This is a genomic window from Microbacterium sp. BLY (assembly GCF_017939615.1).
Lineage (GTDB): Bacteria > Actinomycetota > Actinomycetes > Actinomycetales > Microbacteriaceae > Microbacterium.
Map to the genome: position 1 here is coordinate 2,247,436 of NZ_JAGKSR010000001.1, position 21,332 is coordinate 2,268,767.

24 protein-coding genes, 1 tRNA gene and 1 other RNA gene are annotated in these 21,332 nt (G+C 69.0%); 17 read left to right on the forward strand and 9 right to left on the reverse strand.

Translation table 11 applies throughout. The features are described 5' to 3' along the window. Positions 1-90 precede the first annotated feature (90 nt). The 11 genes from KAF39_RS10985 to dapF all read left to right on the forward strand — a co-directional run bounded on the left by KAF39_RS10985 (position 91) and on the right by dapF (position 10,686). Complete coding sequence (locus KAF39_RS10985) at positions 91-2,811, forward strand: DNA translocase FtsK (RefSeq protein ID WP_210677282.1); 2,721 nt, start codon at positions 91-93, stop codon at positions 2,809-2,811. Continuing rightward, complete coding sequence (gene pgsA, locus KAF39_RS10990; protein WP_210677283.1) at positions 2,811-3,386, forward strand: CDP-diacylglycerol--glycerol-3-phosphate 3-phosphatidyltransferase; 576 nt, start codon at positions 2,811-2,813, stop codon at positions 3,384-3,386. Before KAF39_RS10985 ends, pgsA begins: the two co-directional genes overlap by 1 nt. After that, positions 3,383-3,871, forward strand: coding sequence for a CinA family protein (locus tag KAF39_RS10995; protein ID WP_210677284.1), 489 nt, complete (start codon positions 3,383-3,385; stop codon positions 3,869-3,871). The genes pgsA and KAF39_RS10995 overlap by 4 nt, the downstream gene beginning before the upstream one ends. Positions 3,872-4,012: 141 nt before the next feature. Then, positions 4,013-4,321, forward strand: a complete 309-nt coding sequence (locus tag KAF39_RS11000) for a helix-turn-helix domain-containing protein (protein ID WP_136036724.1) — start codon at positions 4,013-4,015, stop codon at positions 4,319-4,321. An 18-nt stretch (positions 4,322-4,339) separates the two neighbouring features. Then, a complete protein-coding gene (locus tag KAF39_RS11005; RefSeq protein WP_210677285.1) occupies positions 4,340-4,564 on the forward strand; it encodes a DUF3046 domain-containing protein in 225 nt (74 codons plus the stop codon). 255 nt (positions 4,565-4,819) lie between these two features. Next, on the forward strand, positions 4,820-5,866 hold the full coding sequence (recA, locus tag KAF39_RS11010) for a recombinase RecA (protein ID WP_025103229.1): 1,047 nt from the start codon (positions 4,820-4,822) through the stop codon (positions 5,864-5,866). A 380-nt stretch (positions 5,867-6,246) separates the two neighbouring features. Beyond that, positions 6,247-6,720, forward strand: a complete 474-nt coding sequence (locus KAF39_RS16030) for a regulatory protein RecX (RefSeq protein WP_246878289.1) — start codon at positions 6,247-6,249, stop codon at positions 6,718-6,720. A 49-nt stretch (positions 6,721-6,769) separates the two neighbouring features. After that, positions 6,770-8,314: a tRNA (N6-isopentenyl adenosine(37)-C2)-methylthiotransferase MiaB gene (miaB, locus tag KAF39_RS11020; RefSeq protein ID WP_210677287.1), complete on the forward strand. Its 1,545-nt coding sequence runs from the start codon at positions 6,770-6,772 to the stop codon at positions 8,312-8,314. Beyond that, positions 8,311-9,222: a tRNA (adenosine(37)-N6)-dimethylallyltransferase MiaA gene (miaA, locus tag KAF39_RS11025; protein ID WP_210677288.1), complete on the forward strand. Its 912-nt coding sequence runs from the start codon at positions 8,311-8,313 to the stop codon at positions 9,220-9,222. The genes miaB and miaA overlap by 4 nt, the downstream gene beginning before the upstream one ends. Before the next feature lie 33 nt (positions 9,223-9,255). Then, entirely contained in the window at positions 9,256-9,804 is a 549-nt protein-coding gene (locus tag KAF39_RS11030) for a dihydrofolate reductase family protein (RefSeq protein ID WP_210677289.1), read from the forward strand. A gap of 9 nt (positions 9,805-9,813) precedes the next feature. Then, positions 9,814-10,686, forward strand: coding sequence for a diaminopimelate epimerase (gene dapF / locus KAF39_RS11035; protein ID WP_210677290.1), 873 nt, complete (start codon positions 9,814-9,816; stop codon positions 10,684-10,686). A 21-nt stretch (positions 10,687-10,707) separates the two neighbouring features. Here the strand turns inward: dapF and KAF39_RS11040 are convergent, their stop codons facing one another. Next, the gene (locus tag KAF39_RS11040) at positions 10,708-11,349 is read right to left on the reverse strand and encodes a class I SAM-dependent methyltransferase (RefSeq protein WP_210677291.1); all 642 of its coding nucleotides are present in this window, start codon (positions 11,347-11,349) and stop codon (positions 10,708-10,710) included. 66 nt (positions 11,350-11,415) lie between these two features. On the opposite strand from KAF39_RS11040, the gene hflX reads away from it, so the two are divergent. Beyond that, positions 11,416-12,927 carry a GTPase HflX gene (hflX, locus tag KAF39_RS11045; RefSeq protein ID WP_210677292.1) on the forward strand — a complete coding sequence of 504 codons (1,512 nt, stop codon included), beginning with the start codon at positions 11,416-11,418 and terminating at the stop codon, positions 12,925-12,927. Between the two features lie 8 nt (positions 12,928-12,935). On the opposite strand, the gene KAF39_RS11050 is transcribed toward hflX, so the two are convergent. Next, positions 12,936-13,601, reverse strand: a complete 666-nt coding sequence (locus KAF39_RS11050) for an SIMPL domain-containing protein (protein WP_210677293.1) — start codon at positions 13,599-13,601, stop codon at positions 12,936-12,938. 142 nt (positions 13,602-13,743) lie between these two features. Here KAF39_RS11050 and ssrA point away from each other — a divergent pair. Together ssrA and KAF39_RS11060 are read left to right on the forward strand one after the other, a co-directional pair. After that, positions 13,744-14,113: a transfer-messenger RNA gene (gene ssrA, locus KAF39_RS11055) on the forward strand. A gap of 127 nt (positions 14,114-14,240) precedes the next feature. After that, on the forward strand, positions 14,241-14,582 hold the full coding sequence (locus tag KAF39_RS11060; RefSeq protein ID WP_210677294.1) for a hypothetical protein: 342 nt from the start codon (positions 14,241-14,243) through the stop codon (positions 14,580-14,582). 23 nt (positions 14,583-14,605) lie between these two features. Here the strand turns inward: KAF39_RS11060 and KAF39_RS11065 are convergent, their stop codons facing one another. The 3 genes from KAF39_RS11065 to KAF39_RS11075 all read right to left on the reverse strand — a co-directional run bounded on the left by KAF39_RS11065 (position 14,606) and on the right by KAF39_RS11075 (position 16,232). After that, on the reverse strand, positions 14,606-14,782 hold the full coding sequence (locus KAF39_RS11065; RefSeq protein ID WP_210677295.1) for a hypothetical protein: 177 nt from the start codon (positions 14,780-14,782) through the stop codon (positions 14,606-14,608). A 91-nt stretch (positions 14,783-14,873) separates the two neighbouring features. Next, a complete protein-coding gene (locus KAF39_RS11070; protein WP_210677296.1) occupies positions 14,874-15,419 on the reverse strand; it encodes a hypothetical protein in 546 nt (181 codons plus the stop codon). A 15-nt stretch (positions 15,420-15,434) separates the two neighbouring features. Continuing rightward, positions 15,435-16,232 (reverse strand): inositol monophosphatase family protein, encoded by a 798-nt coding sequence (locus KAF39_RS11075; RefSeq protein ID WP_210677297.1) that lies wholly within the window; start codon positions 16,230-16,232, stop codon positions 15,435-15,437. Positions 16,233-16,388: 156 nt separating this feature from the next. Here KAF39_RS11075 and KAF39_RS11080 point away from each other — a divergent pair. From KAF39_RS11080 to KAF39_RS11090, 3 genes are all read left to right on the forward strand, one after another. Then, positions 16,389-16,464 (forward strand) — tRNA-Lys (locus KAF39_RS11080). 123 nt (positions 16,465-16,587) lie between these two features. Beyond that, positions 16,588-17,277: a response regulator transcription factor gene (locus tag KAF39_RS11085; RefSeq protein WP_246878290.1), complete on the forward strand. Its 690-nt coding sequence runs from the start codon at positions 16,588-16,590 to the stop codon at positions 17,275-17,277. 85 nt (positions 17,278-17,362) lie between these two features. Beyond that, positions 17,363-19,438, forward strand: coding sequence for a thioester domain-containing protein (locus KAF39_RS11090; RefSeq protein WP_210677298.1), 2,076 nt, complete (start codon positions 17,363-17,365; stop codon positions 19,436-19,438). A 61-nt stretch (positions 19,439-19,499) separates the two neighbouring features. On the opposite strand, the gene KAF39_RS11095 is transcribed toward KAF39_RS11090, so the two are convergent. The 4 genes from KAF39_RS11095 to KAF39_RS11110 all read right to left on the reverse strand — a co-directional run bounded on the left by KAF39_RS11095 (position 19,500) and on the right by KAF39_RS11110 (position 21,314). Beyond that, positions 19,500-19,775 (reverse strand): hypothetical protein, encoded by a 276-nt coding sequence (locus KAF39_RS11095; protein WP_210677299.1) that lies wholly within the window; start codon positions 19,773-19,775, stop codon positions 19,500-19,502. Positions 19,776-19,804: 29 nt separating this feature from the next. Next, positions 19,805-20,074: a hypothetical protein gene (locus KAF39_RS11100; protein ID WP_210677300.1), complete on the reverse strand. Its 270-nt coding sequence runs from the start codon at positions 20,072-20,074 to the stop codon at positions 19,805-19,807. A 63-nt stretch (positions 20,075-20,137) separates the two neighbouring features. Continuing rightward, positions 20,138-20,476: an ATP-dependent DNA ligase gene (locus tag KAF39_RS11105; protein WP_210677301.1), complete on the reverse strand. Its 339-nt coding sequence runs from the start codon at positions 20,474-20,476 to the stop codon at positions 20,138-20,140. 145 nt (positions 20,477-20,621) lie between these two features. Next, the gene (locus tag KAF39_RS11110) at positions 20,622-21,314 is read right to left on the reverse strand and encodes an SOS response-associated peptidase (protein ID WP_210677302.1); all 693 of its coding nucleotides are present in this window, start codon (positions 21,312-21,314) and stop codon (positions 20,622-20,624) included. Positions 21,315-21,332 lie beyond the last annotated feature (18 nt).

Genomic DNA, 21,332 nt, shown 5'->3' on the forward strand with positions numbered 1-21,332 from the left:
TCAGGCATCCCGGCGCGCGTCGCCGCGCCGGGATCGGAGAATTCCGCGTGGTGACGCGGAGATGTCGGTCCTGGGTCGTACCGTGGAGGCATGGCCAGGAGCAGCACCAAGACCGAGCGCGCCTCGACGAGCGCGCCGTCGCGCCCTAAGCGGCAGGCGGCTCCGAAGGCGCAGCCCGCTCCCAAGAAGTACATTGACGAGGCGGACAAGCCGCCCGTGGCCGCGCGCGCCTGGAACGGGCTCGCGCACGGCGTCGGCGGACTCTTCCGGGCCTTCGGGCCTGAGACGCTGCAGAAGGACGACCGCAGGGACGGATTCCCGTTTCTGCTGGTGATCCTGGCGGCGCTCGGCGCCGTCAACGAGTGGTTCTTCATCGGCAACGAGGTTGCTGCGAACATCAGCGCCTACTCGGTGGGGCTCTTCGTCGGCCGGGTGGCCTTCATCATGCCGGTGCTGCTGCTCTTCCTCGCGGGATGGCTGTTCCGGCATCCGTCGTCTGTGCATGACAACGGGCGTATCGGTATCGGCTTCGGGATGTTCGTCCTCGCCCTGGCGGGAATCTTCCACGTCGCCGGCCCTCGTCCCCACCCGAACCAGGGCATGCCCGCGCTGAGCGAGTCGGGTGGACTGCTCGGGTGGCTCGTGGGACAGCCCTTGACCTACCTCACGGACATCCCCGCTTACATCGTCCTGGGGCTCCTGGCGGCCCTCAGCATCCTCATCCTCACCAAGACCCCGCCGAACCGCATCGGTGCGCGCCTCGGAGACCTCTACGCGTGGATGTTCGACGCGGAGCGCCCGGAGAAGCCGGAGAAAGACGCTGCGGCCGCGGTGGACGAGGCCGACAAGGTCGACGACCCGGACGTGCTGCCCTGGTGGCGACGAAACAAGACCGGCCGTGAGGAAGACCCCGACGAGGGGACGCTCGCCTCGGACGACATCACCGCGCTCCTGTCCACCACGGAGGCCACCCCCGCGTACGACCAGGCCGTGACGGTGGCGAACCCGTACGATGCGGCGACCGAGGTGCTCAGCGACGTCCGCTCGGTCACGGATGCCCTCGCGGAGCAGCAGACGACCGCGCTGCTGGACGACGAGTCCGACACCGGCGAGATGCCGGAGCTCCCCGGGCTGGACGGCTTCGGCACGGAGGGCCCCGGCGACCGCGGCCCGCAGGCGCCGGTCGCCCCGTACATCCTCCCGTCGCCCGGCGTGCTGTCCGAGGGACCGCCCTCGGTCGCCCGGTCCGAGGCGAACGACCGCATCGTCGAGCAGATCACGAGCGTCCTCGATCAGTTCAAGGTCGACGCCAAGGTCACCGGATTCTCCCGCGGCCCGACGGTCACGCAGTACGAGGTCGAGGTCGGCCACGGCGTCAAGGTCGAGAAGATCCTGCAGCTCAGCAACAACTTCGCCTACGCGGTCGCCTCCAACGACGTGCGCATCCTGTCGCCGATCCCCGGCAAGAGCGCGATCGGCATCGAGATCCCGAACACCGACCGCGAGACGGTCGCTCTCGGCGACGTGCTGCGCTCGGCGGCCGCGCAGAAGAGCACGCACCCGCTCACGATCGGTGTCGGTAAGGACGTCGGCGGCAACTTCGTCGTCGCCAACCTCGCGAAGATGCCGCACCTCCTGGTCGCCGGATCCACCGGATCCGGTAAGTCCAGCTTCGTGAACTCGATGATCACCAGCCTGCTGATGCGGGCTCGCCCCTCCGATGTGCGCATGGTCCTGATCGATCCGAAGCGGGTGGAGCTCACGAGCTACGCCGGCGTCCCGCACCTGATCACCCCCATCATCACGAACCCGAAGAAGGCCGCCGAGGCGCTGCAGTGGGTCGTGAAGGAGATGGACATGCGGTACGACGACCTCGCGTCGTTCGGGTTCCGTCACATCGACGACTTCAACCGCGCCGTGCGTGCGGGTGAGGTGGACGTGCCGCCGGGCAGCGAGCGGGTGCTCAAGCCGTACCCGTACCTCCTGGTCGTGGTCGACGAGCTCGCGGACCTGATGATGGTCGCCCCGCGCGACGTCGAGGATTCGATCGTGCGCATCACCCAGCTCGCCCGAGCGTCCGGGATCCACCTCGTGCTCGCCACGCAGCGCCCGAGCGTCGACGTCGTCACCGGCCTCATCAAGGCCAACGTGCCCTCGCGGCTCGCCTTCGCGGTGACGAGCGTCACGGACAGCCGCGTGATCCTCGACAGCCCGGGTGCCGACAAGCTCATCGGCCAGGGTGACGCCCTGTTCTCGCCCATGGGTTCGTCGAAGCCGTTCCGTCTGCAGGGCGCGTGGGTCGACGAGAAGGAGATCGACGCAGTCGTCAAGCACGTCACGCGTCAGGCGCGTCCGGAGTATCGCGCTGATGTGCAGGAAGCCATGGAGCCGGCGAAGAAGAAGGAGGTCGACGAAGACATCGGCGACGACCTCGAGCTTCTTCTCGCGGCGGCCGAGCTCATCGTCTCCTCGCAGTTCGGCTCAACGTCGATGCTGCAGCGCAAGCTGCGGGTCGGCTTCGCCAAGGCCGGACGCCTGATGGATCTGCTCGAGTCGCGGGAGGTCGTCGGCCCGTCCGAGGGATCGAAGGCGCGTGACGTGCTCGCGACGCCCGAGCAGCTGCCGCAGGTCATGGCGAAGCTCCGCGGCGAGGACGTACCGTCCGTTCCTTCGGCCCCGGCCGCTCCGACGGCTGCGGCCGCCGCGCTGCCGTCGTCCGAGCGCGATCCGCTGGAGGCCCAGTACGACGGTCTCCCGGTGGTGGAGTCCGAGGGCGATGAAGACGCCTGGGGCCTGACAGGACGAGACTGATGACCATTCCCCGGCAGCTTCCCAATGCCATCACGGTGGCGCGCATCCCGCTCGCAGTGGTGTTTTTCATCCTGTTGCTCCTGGGAGGCACGTACGGCCTCTCCGATCTCACCGTGCGCTGGGTCGCGGGCATCCTCTTCGTCGTCGCGATCTCCACCGACTGGGTCGACGGCTATCTCGCCCGCCGGTACGACATCGTCAGCGATTTCGGCAAGTTGTGGGATCCGATCGCGGACAAGCTCCTCACCGGGGCCGGATTCGTGGGACTCGCGATCCTGGGCGAGGTCTCGTGGTGGATCGTCGTGATCATCCTCGTGCGCGAATGGGGGATCACCGTCCATCGCCTCGTCGTCGCCAGCGAGCACGTCGTGGCGGCCGCCTGGATGGGCAAGATCAAGACGGCCTTCCAGGGCGTCGCCCTCGGCTGGGCTCTCCTGCCGCTGCATGTGTTCATCGGGCTCGGGCCGTGGACCGTCGTGACGGCCGTCCTCATGGTCATCGTGCTCGTGCTCACCGTCGTCAGCGGGATCGACTACATCGTCGCGCAGGTGCGCGGCGCCCGTCGCGCCTCATGAGCGACGCGACCGCGTCGGCGGTCCTCCAGGCGTTGCGCGCCCGGGGCTGGACGCTCGGAGTCGCGGAGTCTCTCACCGGGGGCGCCGTGTCTTCCGCGCTTGTCACTGTGCCGGGCGCTTCCGCGGTGCTCCTCGGCGGTGTCGTCGCGTACGCGACGCCGGTCAAGCACACGGTGCTGGGGGTCGATGCGGACCTCCTGCGGCGACACGGCCCGGTCCACCCGGAAGTGGCGAGGCAGATGGCCGACGGCGTGCGCGAGACGGTCGCGGTCGATGGACGCGCCGCGGACGTCGGTGTGTCGACGACAGGGATCGCGGGGCCGGAGTCGCCGGACGGACAACCGGTGGGTACTGTCCACGTCGGCGTCGTGACGCCGACCTCGAGCCGCACAGCGCGGTTCGTCTTCGCGGGCGACCGCGACGCCGTGCGGGCGCAGTCCGTGGACGCCGCCTTGGAGGCGCTGCTCGCAGCACTGCGGGAATAGCGTGACCCCGCCGAAGGTTGATACCGGTGTGCTCACATTCAAACCACAGAGTGCAAGGGTAGATTCTGTGCAAGCCAGGAGGACTAGACTGGCCGTCTCTTCGAGGGAGACCTCGATTCACGAACTGCGGAGGAGGTTCCGATGATTCTTGTACGACAGGAAATCGGCGATGTGCTGAGGGACTTCCGTCTGCAGAAGGGCCGCACCCTCCGACAGGTCGCGAGCAAGGCGTCGGTCGCTCTCGGTTACCTCAGTGAGGTCGAGCGCGGTCAGAAGGAGGCGTCGAGCGAGATCCTCGCTTCGGTGGCGGAAGCTCTCGACGTTCCCATCTCCACGATCATGCGCGAGGTCGGAGACCGCATCTCGGTCCTCGAAGGTATCCAGGTCTTCCCGGACGTCGTTCCCGACGATCTGGTCGCGTCCGTGGAGCCCGAGCTCTCGCTCCACTGATCCGCGAAGAGGATTGCCATGCGCCGCAGTGAGTTCCTGCGTGCCGTCGACGCGGAGTTCCACGCTCGTGGATCCTCTCTCGTCAACGATCTCGTGCTGACCGGGATGGCCGGGCGCACCGCGCTCGAAGCCCTCGACGACGGCGTGCCGCCGCGCGACATCTGGCTCGCGCTCTGTGCGGACATGGACGTCCCCGACTCCCGTCGCCACGGGGTCGGACGTCTCGAACCGCGGGGGCGCTGACAGGGGCGGTGTGCGGATGTTCGACACGCCGCCTCGGCGTGTTGTCGAAAATCTGTTCGAAGCGGGCGTAGTCTGCTGCACAAGTGGTCCGACGGATCTGGTCCTCACAGTTCCCGGCCCTCGGCGCGAATGTCGGTGGCCCGTTCTACCGTGAGGACCAGGCTGAAAAGCCACACGCCTTGTCGGAGAGTTCCTTCCAGCCGGAAGAGCCGCGACAGCCTACAGGCGGCAGCGCACGCGCAGAAGGAGCACACCATGCCATCACCCGCAGACCGCGAGAAGTCTCTCGAGACCGCCCTCGCTCAGATCGACCGCCAGTTCGGAAAGGGCTCGGTCATGCGGCTGGGCAGCGATGAGCGCGCCCCGGTGGCCGTCATCCCCACCGGCTCCATCGCCCTCGACGTCGCCCTCGGCGTGGGTGGTCTGCCACGCGGCCGCATCGTGGAGATCTACGGGCCGGAGTCGTCGGGTAAGACGACGCTGACCCTGCACGCCATCGCCAACGCCCAGCGGGCCGGCGGCATCGCGGCGTTCATCGACGCCGAGCACGCTCTCGACCCGGACTACGCCGCGAAGCTCGGCGTCGATATCGATGCCCTTCTCGTCTCGCAGCCCGACACGGGTGAGCAGGCGCTGGAGATCGCCGACATGCTGGTGCGTTCCGGCGCGATCGATCTGATCGTCGTCGACTCCGTTGCGGCCCTGGTGCCGCGTGCCGAGATCGAGGGCGAGATGGGCGACTCCCACGTGGGTCTCCAGGCGCGCCTCATGTCCCAGGCGCTCCGGAAGCTCACCGGTGGTCTCAACCAGACCAACACCACGATGATCTTCATCAACCAGCTCCGCGAGAAGATCGGTGTTTTCTTCGGCTCGCCGGAGACCACCGCGGGTGGTAAAGCCCTCAAGTTCTACGCGTCGGTGCGCATGGACATCCGCCGCATCGAGACGCTCAAGGACGGGACGGACGCGGTCGGCAACCGGACGCGCGTCAAGATCGTCAAGAACAAGATGGCGCCACCCTTCAAGCAGGCTGAGTTCGACATCCTCTACGGCGTCGGGATATCTCGTGAGGGCAGCCTGATCGACTTCGGCGTGGAGCACGGCATCGTGAAGAAGTCGGGTTCGTGGTACACCTACGACGGCGATCAGCTGGGTCAGGGCAAGGAGAACGCGCGGACGTTCCTGCTCAACAACGCGGACATCGCGTTGGCCATCGAGAGCCAGATCAAGCAGAAGCTCGGTATCGGCGGCCCGGCCGCGGCTCCGGGTGCTGACGAGCTGGCTGAGCGCCGCCCGGCCTGATGAGCGACCAGCGTGGGGGCGATTCCGAGCGGATCGCCCCCATCATCCCTCTCTTCGGCGGACCGGCGCGTCCGGAGCGTCCAGCGGAGACCGGAGCGGACGATGCGTCGCGCGGCCCCCGGCATCGGTCGACACCGTCGACCGATGCCGGAGTCTGGCGGTCGACGTGGCATGAGCCCGCCTCGGCGGGAGCGGGCGACGGCGAAGGTTCCCCGAGTGCGCGCCATCCCGCTCGGGGAGCCTCAGCACGGGCTGGGTCCCCGCGCGGGGCGACGACCCGGCTGCGCGCCGTCGGCGACACCTCCGGCCCGGCCGGGGGAGAGGCCGGAGCGGGTGACCCTTCCGCGGAGGAGATCCGGACGGCGGCGGAGGAGTCGTTGTTGCGGAAGCTCCGCACCCGCTCTCTGTCCGTCTCCGAAGCCCGGCTGGTGTTGAAGGGGCACGGACTCGCCTCCGACGCCGTCGACGACGTGATCGACGACTTCGTACGGCGCGGCTATCTCGACGACGCTGTGCTCGCCGAGCTCCTCGTCACGTCCGGCGTCGAACGCAAAGGTCAGGGGCGGGTCGCCCTGTCCCGGGCGCTGGCGCAGCGGGGCATCCCTCGCGACGTCATCGATGCGGCACTCGACCAACTGCCGGACGACGACGCGGAGCGCGCACTGGAGTTCGCCCGCACCAAGGCCCGGTCGATGGCGCGGCTCGATCCGGACGCGGCGCTCCGCCGATTGGTCGGACAGCTGTCGCGTCGGGGATACGCGGGGTCCGTCGCCATGAACGCCGCGAAGACGGCGCTCCGGGAGGCGTCCTTCGGAGGCGGGACATCGGGCGTCCGGTTCGTCGACTCCGACTGAGGGCTCGACCGCGATCGGCCCGCGGTGACGCTCGTACAATGGGAACATCATGACTATCCCCCGCAGCGAACCGACGATCATCAGCGCGTCGTCGGCGGCCGTCGACGACGACGGGCGTCAGCGATCCTACGAAGTGCGCACCTTCGGCTGTCAGATGAACGTGCACGACTCCGAGCGCCTGTCCGGCTCGCTCGAGAGTGCCGGGTATGTCCGTGCGGACGCCGGAACCGAGGCGGACGTGGTGATCATCAACACGTGCGCCGTCCGGGACAACGCCGCCGGCAAGCTGTACGGCACTCTCGGTCACCTCGCCGCCGTCAAGCGCCGGAAGGCCGGGATGCAGATCGCCGTGGGAGGCTGCCTGGCTCAGATGGACAAGCAGGCCGTGCTCGACAAGGCGCCGTGGGTCGATGTGGTGTTCGGCACGCACAACATGGGTTCACTGCCCGGTCTGCTGGAGCGCGCGCGACACAACGGCGACGCCGAACTGGAGATCCTCGAGTCGCTGGAGGTCTTCCCCTCGACGCTGCCCACGAAGCGTGATTCCGCGCACAGTGGCTGGGTCTCCATCTCCGTCGGCTGCAACAACACCTGCACGTTCTGCATCGTCCCGAGCCTGCGCGGCAAGGAGAAAGACCGTCGCCCCGGTGACATCCTCAACGAGATCCGGCTTCTCGTCGAGGACGGCGCGATCGAGGTGACTCTCCTCGGCCAGAACGTGAACTCCTACGGCGTCGAGTTCGGCGACCGTCAGGCGTTCGGCAAGCTCCTCCGCGCCGCCGGCGAGATCGAGGGCCTCGAGCGCATCCGCTTCACGAGCCCGCACCCGGCCGCCTTCACGGACGACGTGATCGATGCGATGGCCGAGACGCCGGCTGTGATGCCGCAGCTGCACATGCCCCTGCAGTCGGGGAGCGATCGGATCCTCAAGGCGATGCGTCGGTCCTATCGGAGCGAGCGCTTCCTCGGCATCCTGGACCGCGTCCGCGCGCGCATCCCGCACGCGGCGATCACCACCGACATCATCGTCGGCTTCCCGGGGGAGACGGAGGAGGACTTCGAGGAGACGATGCGCGTCGTCGAGCAGTCCCGTTTCTCGGGCGCCTTCACCTTCCAGTACTCGATCCGCGAGGGCACTCCCGCGGCGACCATGCCGGATCAGGTGCCGAAGGAGGTCGTGCAGGCGCGGTACGACCGTCTGATCGCGCTTCAGGAGCGCATCTCGCTCGAGGAGAACCAGAAGCAGGTCGGCCGCCGGATCAACGTGCTCGTCTCCACGGGTGAGGGCAAGAAGGACACCGAGACCCGTCGGCTCACCGGCCGGGCTGAGGACAACCGCCTGGTCCACTTCGAGGTGACCCCTGGTTCGGAGATTCCGCGGCCGGGTGACGTGGTCACCGTGACCGTGACCCATGCCGCGCCGTTCCATCTGCTCGCCGACGATCCGACGGGTGCACCGCTCCGGATCCGCCGGACGCGCGGCGGCGACGCCTGGGATCGGGCGCAGGCGGAGTCGTGTGCTGTCCCGGCCCCGAGTGACGGCACCCCGCGCGCGGTCTCCCTCGGTCTGCCGACTCTCCGCGTCGGCGTGTGACCACCCCGCGGCTCTGGGCCGTCGTCGGTGCGACGGGCACGGGCAAGAGCGACCTGGCGCTCGATCTCGCCGAAGAGCTCCGACGTCGTGGCAATCCCGCCGAGATCGTCAACGCCGATGCCATGCAGCTTTATCGCGGGATGGACATCGGCACGGCGAAGGTGCCGGTGGGGGAGCGGCGGGGAGTTCCGCACCATCTGTTCGACGTGCGCGACGTCACGGATGAGGCCGCGGTGGCCTGGTACCAGCCGCTGGCACGTGCGGCCGTGCAGCGGATCCACGCCGCCGGCGGCGACGCGATCCTCGTCGGCGGTTCCGGACTCTACGTGTCGAGCGTCGTCTACGAGTTCCATTTCCCGCCTCGGGACCCCGCGATCCGGGAGCGGTTGGAGCAGGAACTGGACCGTGACGGCGTCGAGGCCCTCCTCGCCCGGCTCCGAGCTCGCGACCCCGAAGCCGCCACCCGGGTGGACCCGCGTAACGCACGGCGCGTGATCCGTGCCCTCGAGGTGATCGAGCAGGGCGGCGCGACGCACGGAGCGGCGCTGCCCACGTCTCCGACCCTCTGGTACCCGCACACACGCCTGGTCGGTCTGCAGGTGGACCGCTCGGAACTGGTCGCCCGTCTGGACGCACGGGTGCGGAGGATGTGGGCGGACGGACTCGTGCAGGAGGTGGCCCGGCTGCGCCAGGACGGGCTGGAGCGGGGGGCTACGGCCGCCCGGGCGATCGGATACGCGCAGGCTCTCGCGCAGCTCGACGGTCGCGCCACCGCGGAGGAGGCGATCGCCGAGACGCAGGCGCTCACGCGGCGGTACGCCCGCCGACAGGTGTCGTGGTTCAAGCGCTATCCCGAGCTCGAGTGGCTGCAGCCCCCGGTCGCCATCGATCGGCTGCTCGATTCCTGAACCGGTGTCGATGGTCCCTGCGAGGATGCGCGCATGGCCACCCACTACTTCACCGCTTCCAGCCTCGACGGTTTCATCGCCACGACGGCGCACTCCTTGGACTGGCTGTTGCGCCAGGACATCGACATGGAGGGCCCGATGGCCTATCCCGTCTTCGAGAAGCGCATCGGCGCGCTGGTGATGGGAGCGTCGACCTACGAGTGGGTCCTGCGCCACGAGGAGGGGCGGTGGGCGTACGAGCAGCCGACCTGGGTGCTTTCGCATCGAGATCTGCCCGTGCCTTCGACGGGTGACGTCCGGGTGACCAGTGCGGACATTCGTGAGGTGCACGCCGCCATGACCGCGGCGGCCGCCGGCAAGGACCTCTGGGTGGTCGGCGGGGGAGACGTGGCCGGGCAGTTCGCGGACGCCGGGCTGCTCGACGAGGTATGGGTGCAGTACGCGCCCGTCACCCTCGGGTCGGGAGCGCCGCTGCTGCCTCGACTTCTCGACCTCGAGTTGGTCGAGGTGGCCCGCAATCGTGATTTCCTCTGCGGACGGTACCGCGTCGCGGGACCGGGAGCGGACGGTCCGGCTCTCTAGACTGGTGTCATGGTCGCATTCACCAAGGGGCACGGTACCGGCAACGACTTCATCATCATCGCCGATCCCGACGGCCAGCTGGACCTGACGGCGGAGCAGGTCGCCGTGCTCTGCGATCGCCATTTCGGGATCGGCGCGGACGGAGTGCTGCGCGTCGTGCGGTCGTCCGCGATCGCAGAGGGCGCTTCGGCCCTCGCGGAGGAGCCCGCCGCCGAGTGGTTCATGGACTACCGCAACGCCGACGGCTCACTCGCCGAGATGTGCGGAAACGGCATCCGGGTGTTCGTGCACTACCTCGTCCGCTCGGGGCTGGCGGACATCGAGCCCGGCAGTACGCTCCCGATCGGGACGCGTGCCGGCGTCCGGGACGTCACCCGCGGTGTCAGCGGCTACCAGGTCGACCTCGGCGCCTGGCGGCTGTCGGGCGACGACCCCCTGGTGCGGGCCGACGGACTGACCGTGACCCGTCCGGGACTGGGCATCGATGTCGGCAACCCGCATGTGGTCGTGGCTCTCGCGTCCGACGCCGAACTGGCGCTGCTGGAGCTCACCCGAACGCCCGAGCTGGAGCCGGCCCCGCCTGCGGGAGCGAACGTGGAGTTCGTCGTGCCGGGCGAGCCCCTCGTCCGTGACGGCATCGGGCACGTGCGGATGCGGGTCTCCGAGCGGGGTGTCGGCGAGACGCTGAGCTGTGGTACCGGTGTCGCCGCGACGGCCCTCGCGGTGCGCTACTGGGCCGGCCCGCAGGCGCCGGACAACTGGCAGGTGGAGGTACCGGGCGGCACGCTCGGGGTCCGCATGTTCGCGGCGGAGGACGGTGAGCACGTCGCTCTGTCCGGACCGGCGCAGCTCGTCTATCAGGGCGAGGTCGATCTCGTCTGAGCGCGGACGAGCGCCCGCGGATCAGACGACCGCGATCGGCTCCGTGGGCGGCGTCCCGTGCTTGCGCACCTTGAGGATGCGGTACCCCTTGCCGGTGGCGGTGCGGAAGACGCTGTAGCCCGGCTGGAAGGTCGCGGCGATCCAGCGCTGCAGGGAGTCGGCGCCGAGGTTGCGCTGCACGACGAGCCAGGCGTCGCTGCGCTCGTCGAGGCGCGGGATCCACTTCTCGAGCAGTCCGTGCAGCTCGTTCTTCCCGACACGGATGGGCGGATTGGACCTGATCGTGCGGAACGTGACGTCGGTGGGAACATCTCCGGGCAACGACGCGTTGACATTGGTGAGGCCGAGGGAAGCCGCGTTGCGGCGCACGAGATCCAGAGCCCGCTCGTTCACGTCGACCGCCCAGACGGTCGCGTGGGGGGAGGCCAGCGCCATCGACAGGGTGATCGGCCCCCAACCGCTCCCGAGGTCGAGAAGGTGACCTCCGGGAGGAACGGGAGGCGTGTTGGCGAGGAGCACTGCGGTGCCGGCGTCGAGTCGATCCGGGCTGAAGACGCCACCAGCGGTGGTCACTTCAAGCTCGCGACCTGCCAGGGATACGCGGATCTTGCGCAGGTTCTCGGGGCTTGCCGGGGCCGCAGTGAAGTAATGGTCGGACCCCATACGGTGAGCGTACCGGACAGCGCGGGCTAAGGTTAAGGCTCGCGAGGAAACCAGAGACAGGAACGGATGACGGAGACGAAGACACCCTCCACCGATGACCAGGCGGTCGACCGCGTGCTGGCGAACGCAGAGAAGCGCTCCGAGGTGCGCATGTTCGGTGCCGCCCAGGCGCTCCAGGACGACGCGACGGCGGCCCATTCGACAGCGGACGGCGACCAGTGGGACCTCGAGGATCGCCACGCGCTGCGCCGTGTGGGCGGTCTGTCCACCGAGCTCGAGGACGTCACCGAGGTCGAGTACCGGCAGCTGCGTCTCGAGAACGTCGTGCTCGTCGGCGTGTACCCGCAGGGGGCGCAGGAGGATGCGGAGAACTCGCTGCGTGAGCTCGCGGCGCTGGCGGAGACCGCCGGCGCCGTCGTACTGGACGGCGTGTTGCAGCGTCGCCCGCACCCGGACGCCGCGACGTACCTCGGCCGGGGCAAGGCCCAGGAGCTGAAGGACATCGTCGCCGCCGTCGGCGCGGACACCGTCATCGCCGACACCGAGCTCGCGCCCAGTCAGCGGCGTGCGCTGGAGGACGTCGTCAAGGTGAAGGTCATCGACCGCACCACCGTGATCCTCGACATCTTCAGTCAGCATGCGAAGAGTCGCGAGGGCAAGGCTCAGGTCGAGCTCGCGCAGCTCGAGTATCTGCTGCCCCGCCTCCGCGGGTGGGGTGAGTCCATGAGCCGGCAGGCCGGTGGACAGGTCGGTGCCGGGGGAGCGGGCATGGGCTCGCGCGGTCCCGGTGAGACGAAGATCGAGCTCGACCGCCGCAGGATCCGCACCAAGATGGCCCTGCTGCGGAAGCAGATCCGCGACTTCGGCCCCGCGCGCGAGGCGAAGCGAGCCGAGCGCAAGCGCAACACCATCCCCTCCGTCGCGATCGCCGGGTACACGAACGCCGGCAAGTCGAGTCTCCTGAACGCGCTGACCAGCGCGGGTGTCCTCGTCGAGAATGCGCTCTTCGCCACCCTCGACGCGACCGTGCGACGCTCGGAGACCGAGGATGGCCGTGTGTACACCCTGACCGACACGGTCGGTTTCGTGCGCAACCTGCCGCACCAGCTGGTCGAGGCCTTCCGGTCGACGCTGGAGGAGGTCGGCGATGCGGACGTCGTGCTGCACGTCGTCGACGGCTCGCATCCCGACCCGGCGGGCCAGTTGCAGACGGTCCGCGACGTGATGGGCGACGTCGGTGTGCGTGACATGCCGGAGATCGTCGTGTTCAACAAGGCCGACCTCATCCCGGAGGACGAGCGTCTGGTGCTCCGCGGCCTGGAGCCGCGGGCGCACTTCGTGTCGTCGCGGTCGGGGGAGGGCATCGACGAGCTGCGCGCGGCGATCGAGGAGGCACTGCCGAAGCCGGCGGTCGAGCTCCACGCCGTCGTCCCTTACGACCGTGGCGACCTGGTCGCCGCGATCCACGAGACGGGCATGCTGCTGTCCGTCGAGCACCAGGAGGCGGGCACCGCGGTCCACGCGCACGTCTCCGAGCGCCTCGCCGCCGACCTCGCCCCGTTCGTCGTCAGCGCCTGACGCCCCGGTCAGCGAGCCAGGAAGCGCGCCTCGACGGTCGCCGTGAGGACAATGTCCTGCGGTTCGTACTCCATCGCAGGAGCGACATCGGCGGCGAACGCGACCGCGCCTCGGGACTTGCCCAGGAGGGCCTCCGGCGCGGATGAGACGGCGGTGAGGAGCCCGGTGTCGGCGATCTCCACCGGCGTCACCTCACGGAGTCCGAGCGCGGCGGCGTAGGCCTCGGCCCTCGCGACGGCGACACCGACCGCCTGGGCGGCGACCTCACGCTCCACGCGGACGCGGGTCGCGGGTGTGAGGTGCCAGTCGACCCCGCCCACCTCCACGCCGTCCCAGGCGGCGATGTCGGAGACCCAGACGGACAGTTCCGAGGCTTCCGCGAAGGTCGCCGTGAAGTCGATGGTGGCGTAGTACACCGGGGCGAGGCGCTTCCCATCGGCGTTCCACGGCCGTTCTGCCCGGACGGCGAGGCGGGTGCTGCTCCACTCGAGGGCGGAGCCGGCGTCCACACGTCCCACGATGCTGCTCCGCACGGGTTCGGCGAGGCGCATCGCGTGGTCGACGACGCTCGCTCGCTCCGGGCCCTCCGCCCGGACGGTGACGCGGACGGTCGCCCTCTCCGGTGCCAGACGTGCTTCGTGTTCGCCGCGGACGGTGACGGTCACATCGCTCATGGGGCGACTCTACGCGACCCGGCTCGGGGTCCGCGGAATGGCGGCGGCGGCGGGAACGTTGTATTCTGTGATGCTCGGGTGCATGTCACCCGGGAATGAAAACTCCATAGTGTGACAGCGGCTCCTTCGAGAGAAGGACCACGGGGCTGATCGGTTTCGACAGCGCCTGTGAATCCACGAGAAGCGGGCCGAGGATGCAGAGTTATCTCGTAAACGCCCTCTGCAAAACAATAGTTGCCGAATCCAAGCGCAACGACTTCGCCCTCGCTGCCTAAGCGAGCCCGATAGTCCGTCAGACCGTATGTGATTCCGATACGGATCCTGGCGTCATCTAGGAATCTTGCTGCGTGACGGCGTCTGGACGTCACGTGGGACTCTTCCCAGGCTGGGCTCGTCGACTTAGGTGTCTGTGACAAAGGTCGGAGCCGAGCAGAACGCTTCCACAGACTGCGCCCGGAGAAGGCGTGGAGACTCAGCGTTGGACGGGGGTTCGATTCCCCCCAGCTCCACCAGGTCGCTGTCACCGGCACGAAGGTCCACCTCCCGGAGAACATCGGGGAGGTGGACCTTTCTGCTGCCCGGAGGCCTGCGGATGCAGAACCCCTGTTCCGCGGAGGAGGACGCGCCTACCATGCGGGCATGGGGTTCATCATGTACGACAGCACGAGTCAGCTGCACATCGAGGATCGCGCCCTCGCGCACCTCAAGGTCGTGATCGCGACCAAGCTGCGACGCAACGAGAGCTTCACGGTGTCGTGGACGCATGCCGAGGGCGATGCGTACGGACGCTCCACCATCTGGCTGCACCCGTCCATTCCGCTCCGGTTCACGTTCGAGGGTCGCCAGCAGCCGGCGCTGAACCCGAGATGGATCGAGGAGCTCATGCAGTCGGCGAACTCGACCGGCGGCATCACCCTCGTCGACGAGGTCGTCCAGGACTCGTCGATCGAAGGACATGACAAGAGCCCCACCTCGGGGTGAGGCGGGGCTCCTGTTCTCCGGAGTCAGTGCGAGTGGTCCGGGTCCTCGGCGATGACGTCGTCACCGTCGTCGGCCGAGCCGCTCGTGGGCGGCACCGTGGGCGGCTCGCCCTTGTTGTCCTCGGCGCCGAGGTTGTCGTTCTCCTCCGGGCCGGGGGATGGCTCGGTGCTGATGTCGTTGCGGTCGCTGTCGTTCGCCATGCGCGTTCCTTTCCTCGACGGATGCTCCCAGCCTCCTCCGTCCGCCCCGCGTGGCCCAGCCGCTTGACAAGCCCGGTCGGGAGTGTGCGTCTCAGTCGCGCCCTTCGACGAGCAGAAGGCCCTGCTTCGTGTCGGCGACCTTCACCCAGCCGTCGCCGAAGAGGTAGGTCATGCCGTAGCCGTCTTCGTCGGTGCTCATCGCGAACTGCGGGTCTTCGGTGACGTAGACGCCCTCGGGCCCTTCCTCGCTCCGCCACCCCTCCTGCTCGAGGCTCTTCTGCGCGCGCTCTGCGTCGGACTCATCGAGAGGGGACCAGCCGTACATCTGACCGTGATCGGAAGGAACGGTGAAGTCGGCCCAGAAGCACAACAGGCCGTCCGACAACTCCACGTCGCCGATGATGAAGTCGCGGGTCTCTGCCGTCCAGCCGGCATCGGTGAGCGCGGCGACGGTGCCGTCCGAGATCATCGAGTCGCACGTCAGCTCCGCGTCGGACGGAGAGCCTGTGCTGGCCTCCCCGCTCGATGCCGTGGGCTCCGGCGACGGTGGTGTCCGCCCTGCGTCGTCCGCGCACGCCGTGAGGATCGCCGCGATCATCACGAGACCGATGAGGGCCGCGAGTCGTCGGAGATTCATCTGAGCCTCGAAGTGTCAATCGTGCAGGAGACGGAGGAACTCGTCGTGGAGGACGCCGTTGGTAGCGAGTGTCGAGCGCGCGGAGATCGTCTCGGCGCCGTCGAACGCCGTCATGCGTCCACCCGCCTCCTGGACGATGGCGACCGCGGCGGCGATGTCGTACTCCTTCACGTCGAACTCCGCGACGGCCTCGAGTCGTCCTTCTGCGAGGAGCATGTAGGCGTACACATCGCCGTACGCGCGGTCCCGCCACACGCGCGCGGTCATCCGCAGCAGGGCGTCCAGGTGACCCGCATCCCGCCACTGCGCGATGCTCTGGAAGCTCACGCTCGCGTCGTCCAGGCTCGCGACCCGCGAGGTCTCCAGACGCCGCTCGGCGCCGTCGACGACGGTCCAGGCGCCGTGCCCCGCGGCCGCCCACCACCGGCGGCCGATCGCGGGCATGCTGACGACGCCCACTTGCGGCACGCCGTCGATCGCGAGCGCGATCATCGTGCCCCAGAGGGGGACGCCGCGAAGGAAGTTCGAGGTGCCGTCGATCGGATCGATGATCCACTGCCGTGTGGTGCTGCCCTGGGCGCCGAACTCCTCACCGAAGACCCCGTCGTCGGGGCGCTCCTCGGCGAGAACCCGACGGGTCGCTCGCTCCGTCGCGAGGTCCGCGTCGGTCACATGGGAGTTGTCCGCCTTCGTGGAGATCTCCAGGTCGGCGGCGTCGAACCGCGGAAGCGACTGCTCGTCGGCGGCGTCGGCGAGGCGAAGGGCGAGCTGAAGATCGGCGCGCAGAACGGCGGCGTCGGAAGTGGCGGTCACGGACTCAGGATAGCCGCCGCCATCGGCAGCCCCGCAGAGACCATCGGCCACGGTCGGGTCCGACGAAGCGCTCAGCCACGCCCGGCGCGCGCTCGATTTCGCCCCGACGCCAACCGCTGGTAATGTAATTCCTCGGTCGGGGTTATCCCGGGCCACGCACCTCTAGCTCAATCGGCAGAGCAACTGACTCTTAATCAGTGGGTTCAGGGTTCAAGTCCCTGGGGGTGCACCATTCAACGAGCCCCCGTTCTCCGCACAGACGAGAACGGGGGCTTCGTCATAGACGGAGCGCCGACTTGCCGTTCCTCGGAGCAGTGGGTATCGTCCGGGGTCACGAGGGAGGTGCACCGGAGAGATGACGACGACAACCTCGCAGAACATCGGCCAGGGGGAGCCGGATGGCGGCCCTGAGGCGCGCATTCGCGTGCTGCTTCTGACCACGAGAGACCTGATCAGGCGGGGGATGCGCTCCGTCCTGCTGGAGTCCAGGGACCTTGAGCTCATCGCTCAGGGGGCGGGCCCCTCGTACGCGATCGGGCGCGCGCCGGACGTCCTGATCCTGGACTCGGGCGGCGCGCCCGACGCTCTGCAACCGGCCGAGGGAATGCGCCGGCGCGACCCGGGGCTGCCCTCCCTGGTGCTGGGGCACGGCCTCGCGGAGACCAAGGCATCGGCCGCCGACCGTGACGCGACGGGGTATCTCCTCGACGGCGCGGAACCCAGGCAGGTGCGGGAGATCATCCGCGCTTCGGTCGGTCGCGGGCCGGGCGACGAGCCCCTCGCCCCAGAGCCGGAGGTGGTCGCGGAAGAGACGCAGCTCACCCTCCGGGAAGCCCAGGTGCTCCGCCTCATCGCGGAGGGTCTGACCAACCGAGAGATCGGACAACGGCTGGGGCTCGCGGTGAAGACGGTCAAAAACTACACGTCCTCGCTCTTCGCGAAACTGCACATCGAGCACCGGACGCAAGCGGTGGTCTACTGGCTGTCCGATCGACACGGGCTCGCAGGGCGCGAGTTCGGAGAGCCGGGAAACGGGGGGACCTAGGGCCCTGGTCGCGCTCCCACGAGTCGCGAAAGGGTGTGGGACATGTCCCACCCGCCCCGGGCCGGGACTGGAAAGGACTGGTCCCGTGGCGTTCCTCCGCAGCATCCCGCGTCGCTCGTCGGCTTCCCGCAGCTCGCGCCGTGCCGGAGTCGCCGGCGGGGTCGGTCTTCTGCTGGTCGCTTTCGCGGTGGCGGGCGGGATCGCCCCCGCGCAAGCGACGCTGCAAGAGCCGACCAGGGCCGTCGAGACCCAGGTCGGTCCGGACACCGAGATCCAGCTCACCTCCCTGGGGAACGGGCTGACGATCGACGGACTGCAGCCTCCCGCCCCGACCACGCAGGACCCGCTCGCGCCGTATCCGACCGGCAACCCCGCCGGCTATACGCGCACCAGCACTTTCGCCGGCACGATCAACGCCGCGAGCATCTCGGACCCGAGCCTCACCGCGGAGATGTACTGCATCAATCTGCGCGTCTCGACCTACGTGGGCGTCGGATACCAGGGAGGGACGTGGGAGGAGACGAACGTCCCCAACATCGGATACGTCACCTACATCCTGAACAACTACCACCCGACGACCGGAGAGCCGAGCACTCTGTCGGTCGAGCAGCGCGCGGCGGCGGTGCAGGCAGCGATCTGGTACTTCACGGACGGCTTCGTGGTGAGTACGCCCGCTCCGGGCCCCGTGCGGGCTGCCGTCGCCGCGATCGTCCAGGACGCGCAGACCAACGGGCCCGTCGTGGAGCCAGAGCGGCCGGTGGTCGAGATCACACCGGACATCACCACGGCACCGGCGGACGGCGCCGCAGGCCCGTACACCGTCACCGCCGAGGGTGCGTCCGAGGTGACCGTCACCGCACCGGCCGGGTACACCCTGCACGCGAGTGCCGAGTCGACGACGCCCTTGCCGAACCCGTCCGTGGTCGCACCAGGAACACAGCTGTGGCTGCGGAGCACCTCCGGAGATCCCGGCTCGGCGACGCTCAACGCCCGCGCCGCGGTCACCGTACAGCGGGGATCCGTGTACCTCTACGACGGGTACAGCATCGGCCTCTCCGACGCGCAGCGCCTCATCCTCGCCGACACCACGGAACTCGACGCGGTCGACACGGCCACCGCGGAACTCTTCGAGTCCGGATCGATCATCGTGGACAAGACCTTCGCCGGTGAGGCGGCCGGAGCCCAGGGGGCCGTCCAGATCACGGTCGACTGCGGTACCGCCGGGTTCTTCACGTATGACATCGCCGCGGGGGAGACCGCACCGCAGAGCTTCACCGCCTCCGGGATCCCCGTGGGCACGGCCTGCACCGTCGAGGAGCCGGTGACCGGAGCGAGCGACACCGTGATCGCGACGAGCACGCTGCCGCAGACCGCGGAGGCCTCCGCGGAGGGCACCGTCGTGACGGCGGAGAACACCTACTCGTACGAGCCCGGATCCCTGCGGGTGATCAAGTCGATCTCCGGCCTCGCCGCCGGTGCCCAGGACGACGTGACCGTCGCCGTCGAGTGCGGCGACGTGCTCGACGAGACCTGGACTGTTCCCGCCGGGAGCCCGGCCGGGGACTACGAACAGACGTTCACTGGCCTTCCCGCCGGTACGGCCTGCACCGTGAGCGAACTCGCGACCGGGGAGACGGCGGAGGTCGTCGTGACCGCGTCCGACCCCGTCGAGATCGAGATCCTCCCCGCGGCGACCGTCGACGCCGCGCTCAGCAACGTCGCCACCTTCCGGCCCGGTGACCTGCGCCTCGTGAAGACGATCTCCGGTGCCGGGGCCGGTCTCCAGGGGGCCGTCTCCCTGCAGGTGGACTGCGGCGCGGCGCTCACGGAGACGTTCGTCATCCCGGCACGCTCGGCAGCCGGGGACTATGAGCGGACGTTCGTCGATCTGCCCGCGGGCACCGAGTGCACCGTGACGGAGACGAACTCCGGCAGCAGTTCGGAGGTACGGGTGGGGGGTGGGGACCCCGTGACCGTGACGATCGTCGCCGGGGGGTCCGTCGGCGCGGCCATCGCCAATGAGGTGACGGCCGTCTCCGAGTCAGGTCCGGGACTGGCGCAGACGGGCGGGTCGTGGCGACTCGATCTGATCGTCTCCGGTCTCGGCGCGATCACCCTCGGGCTCTGGGTCCTGCTCCGTCGTCGCCGGACGGCAGCCTGATCCGACGCCCCGGGGGTGTCTCGGGGGGAGAGCCGCGCCCGGCACCGCACCGGGCGCGGCTCTACGCCCGGCGGACCGACAGCAGCTGCCAACCCTCGGGCACCTTCGCCTCGATGCCCGCCATGTCGTCCGCCTCGATCTGCTCGACGCCATCCACGCGCTGGAAGGTGCCCGTCGCCTCCATCTTCGCCTCGCCCTTGAGCATCCGCACGGGCGCGGACGTGAGGACGTAGCCTGGCTGGCGGTGGGCATCGAGCTGGGTGTGGACGTCTTCCAACGACACGCCGGTGACGTCGACGGTCGAGGAGCCCCGCGGACGGATGAGAGCGACGAGCATGCCCCCAGCTTACGAGGGCAGCGGGGCCCTCAGAGATCCCAGTCGAGGGCCGACCGGGTGTCGATGGGGGCTTCCGCCCCGCTGTCCTCGCGGATCAGATACACCACGACCCGGGACTGCGCGGTGATGAGCACGCTCGTGAGCGTCTCGCCGGTCGCCAGGTCGATGAAGGTCGGCTGGGACCGCGCCGCCGCCTCGATCCGAGACATGAGGTCGGCGACGTCGGTGGTGGCAGGCAGGAGGAAATCGTGCCCATCGATCTCGATGTGCGTCGTCGTCCGTCCCGCTGTGTTCCCCATGCCTCCACGCTAGGAACGGAGGCGGGGGAGAGCAAGAGGGGTTGAACCCTCCTGCCAAGCGTGTTACGGGCGCGCCAGGGCGCTCTCGCGATCGTCCTGCTGCTGCTCGGCGGGTTCGGGAACGAGATACAGGCCGCCGGGGGCGTTGGCGGTGAACGCCAGGGCCTCGATCCAGGCCCTGTTCACGCTGGGCTGCCGACTGCCGTGGTACTTGTAGACCAGGGAGCTGCCGGCATGCACCCACACCGTGGTGCGGCCGCCGCCCATGCTCACGTCGTCCTTCCAGGTGAAGCCGAAGGGCTCGCCCCGGCGCAGCTTCGCGGTCATGACCAATTGGATGTGGGTGAGAGCGCGGTCCTCGATGTCGACCTTGACGCTGTTCTCGTAGATGAACTTGCCCATGGGGCTTCCCCTCTCTCGCCACGAATGCCTGTGTCAAGAGGCGCGGCCGCGGTGGCCGCTGCGGTGGAGTGTGCTCAGCGTGTCACACTTCCGCCCGATCTCCTAGACGGTCGGGGTGTCGTGTGTCCGGGCGTGTCGCAGCGTGTCACCCCACCGGGTCCAGGAGGGTCGGATCGGAGGGATCGACGGTGCGGGTGTTGCTCACCTTGCGGTCGACGATGTGGCCCCGCAACGTCGCGGCCACGTCGGCGGAGGAGTGGTCGAGCATCGCGAGCGTGTCGATCTTGTTCTGCCCGGTGAGCTTCTCCGGAGCGAGCCACGCGTCCCACGTGTCAGGAGTGAGGAACGCGGGCATCCGGTCGTGCACCTCGCCGCCGGCATCGCGCGCCTCCCTGGTCACCACGACGAAGCACCGCACCTTCTCGCCCTCGTGCTCCATCGACCAGGTGAGTCCGGCGGCGGCCAGCAAGCCGCTGCCGTGCAGGAAGTGCGGGGTCTTGTGCCCCTTCTCACCCGTCCACTCGAAGTAACCGCGCATCGGGACGATGCAGCGGGCTGCTGAGAACGCGGGCGCCCAGAAGCCGGCGGCGAGCTTCTCCATCCGTGCGTTGATCAGCGGCGCCCGCTGCGGGCGGTTCGGGGGACTCTGCCAGTCCCAGCGGACCAGCTCGAGGATGCGACCCTCACCGCGGTCGCGCACGATCGGAGCACTCTCGGTCGGAGCGATCGAGTAGGCGCCGTGCCAGGACTTCCACCAGTCCTCCGGTCGCCCGCCGTCGGCGACGAACTCCCGGATGAGCTCGTCCGTCGTCGCATCGTTCGCGAATCGTCCGCACATCTCAGCGCCTCCGTCGGC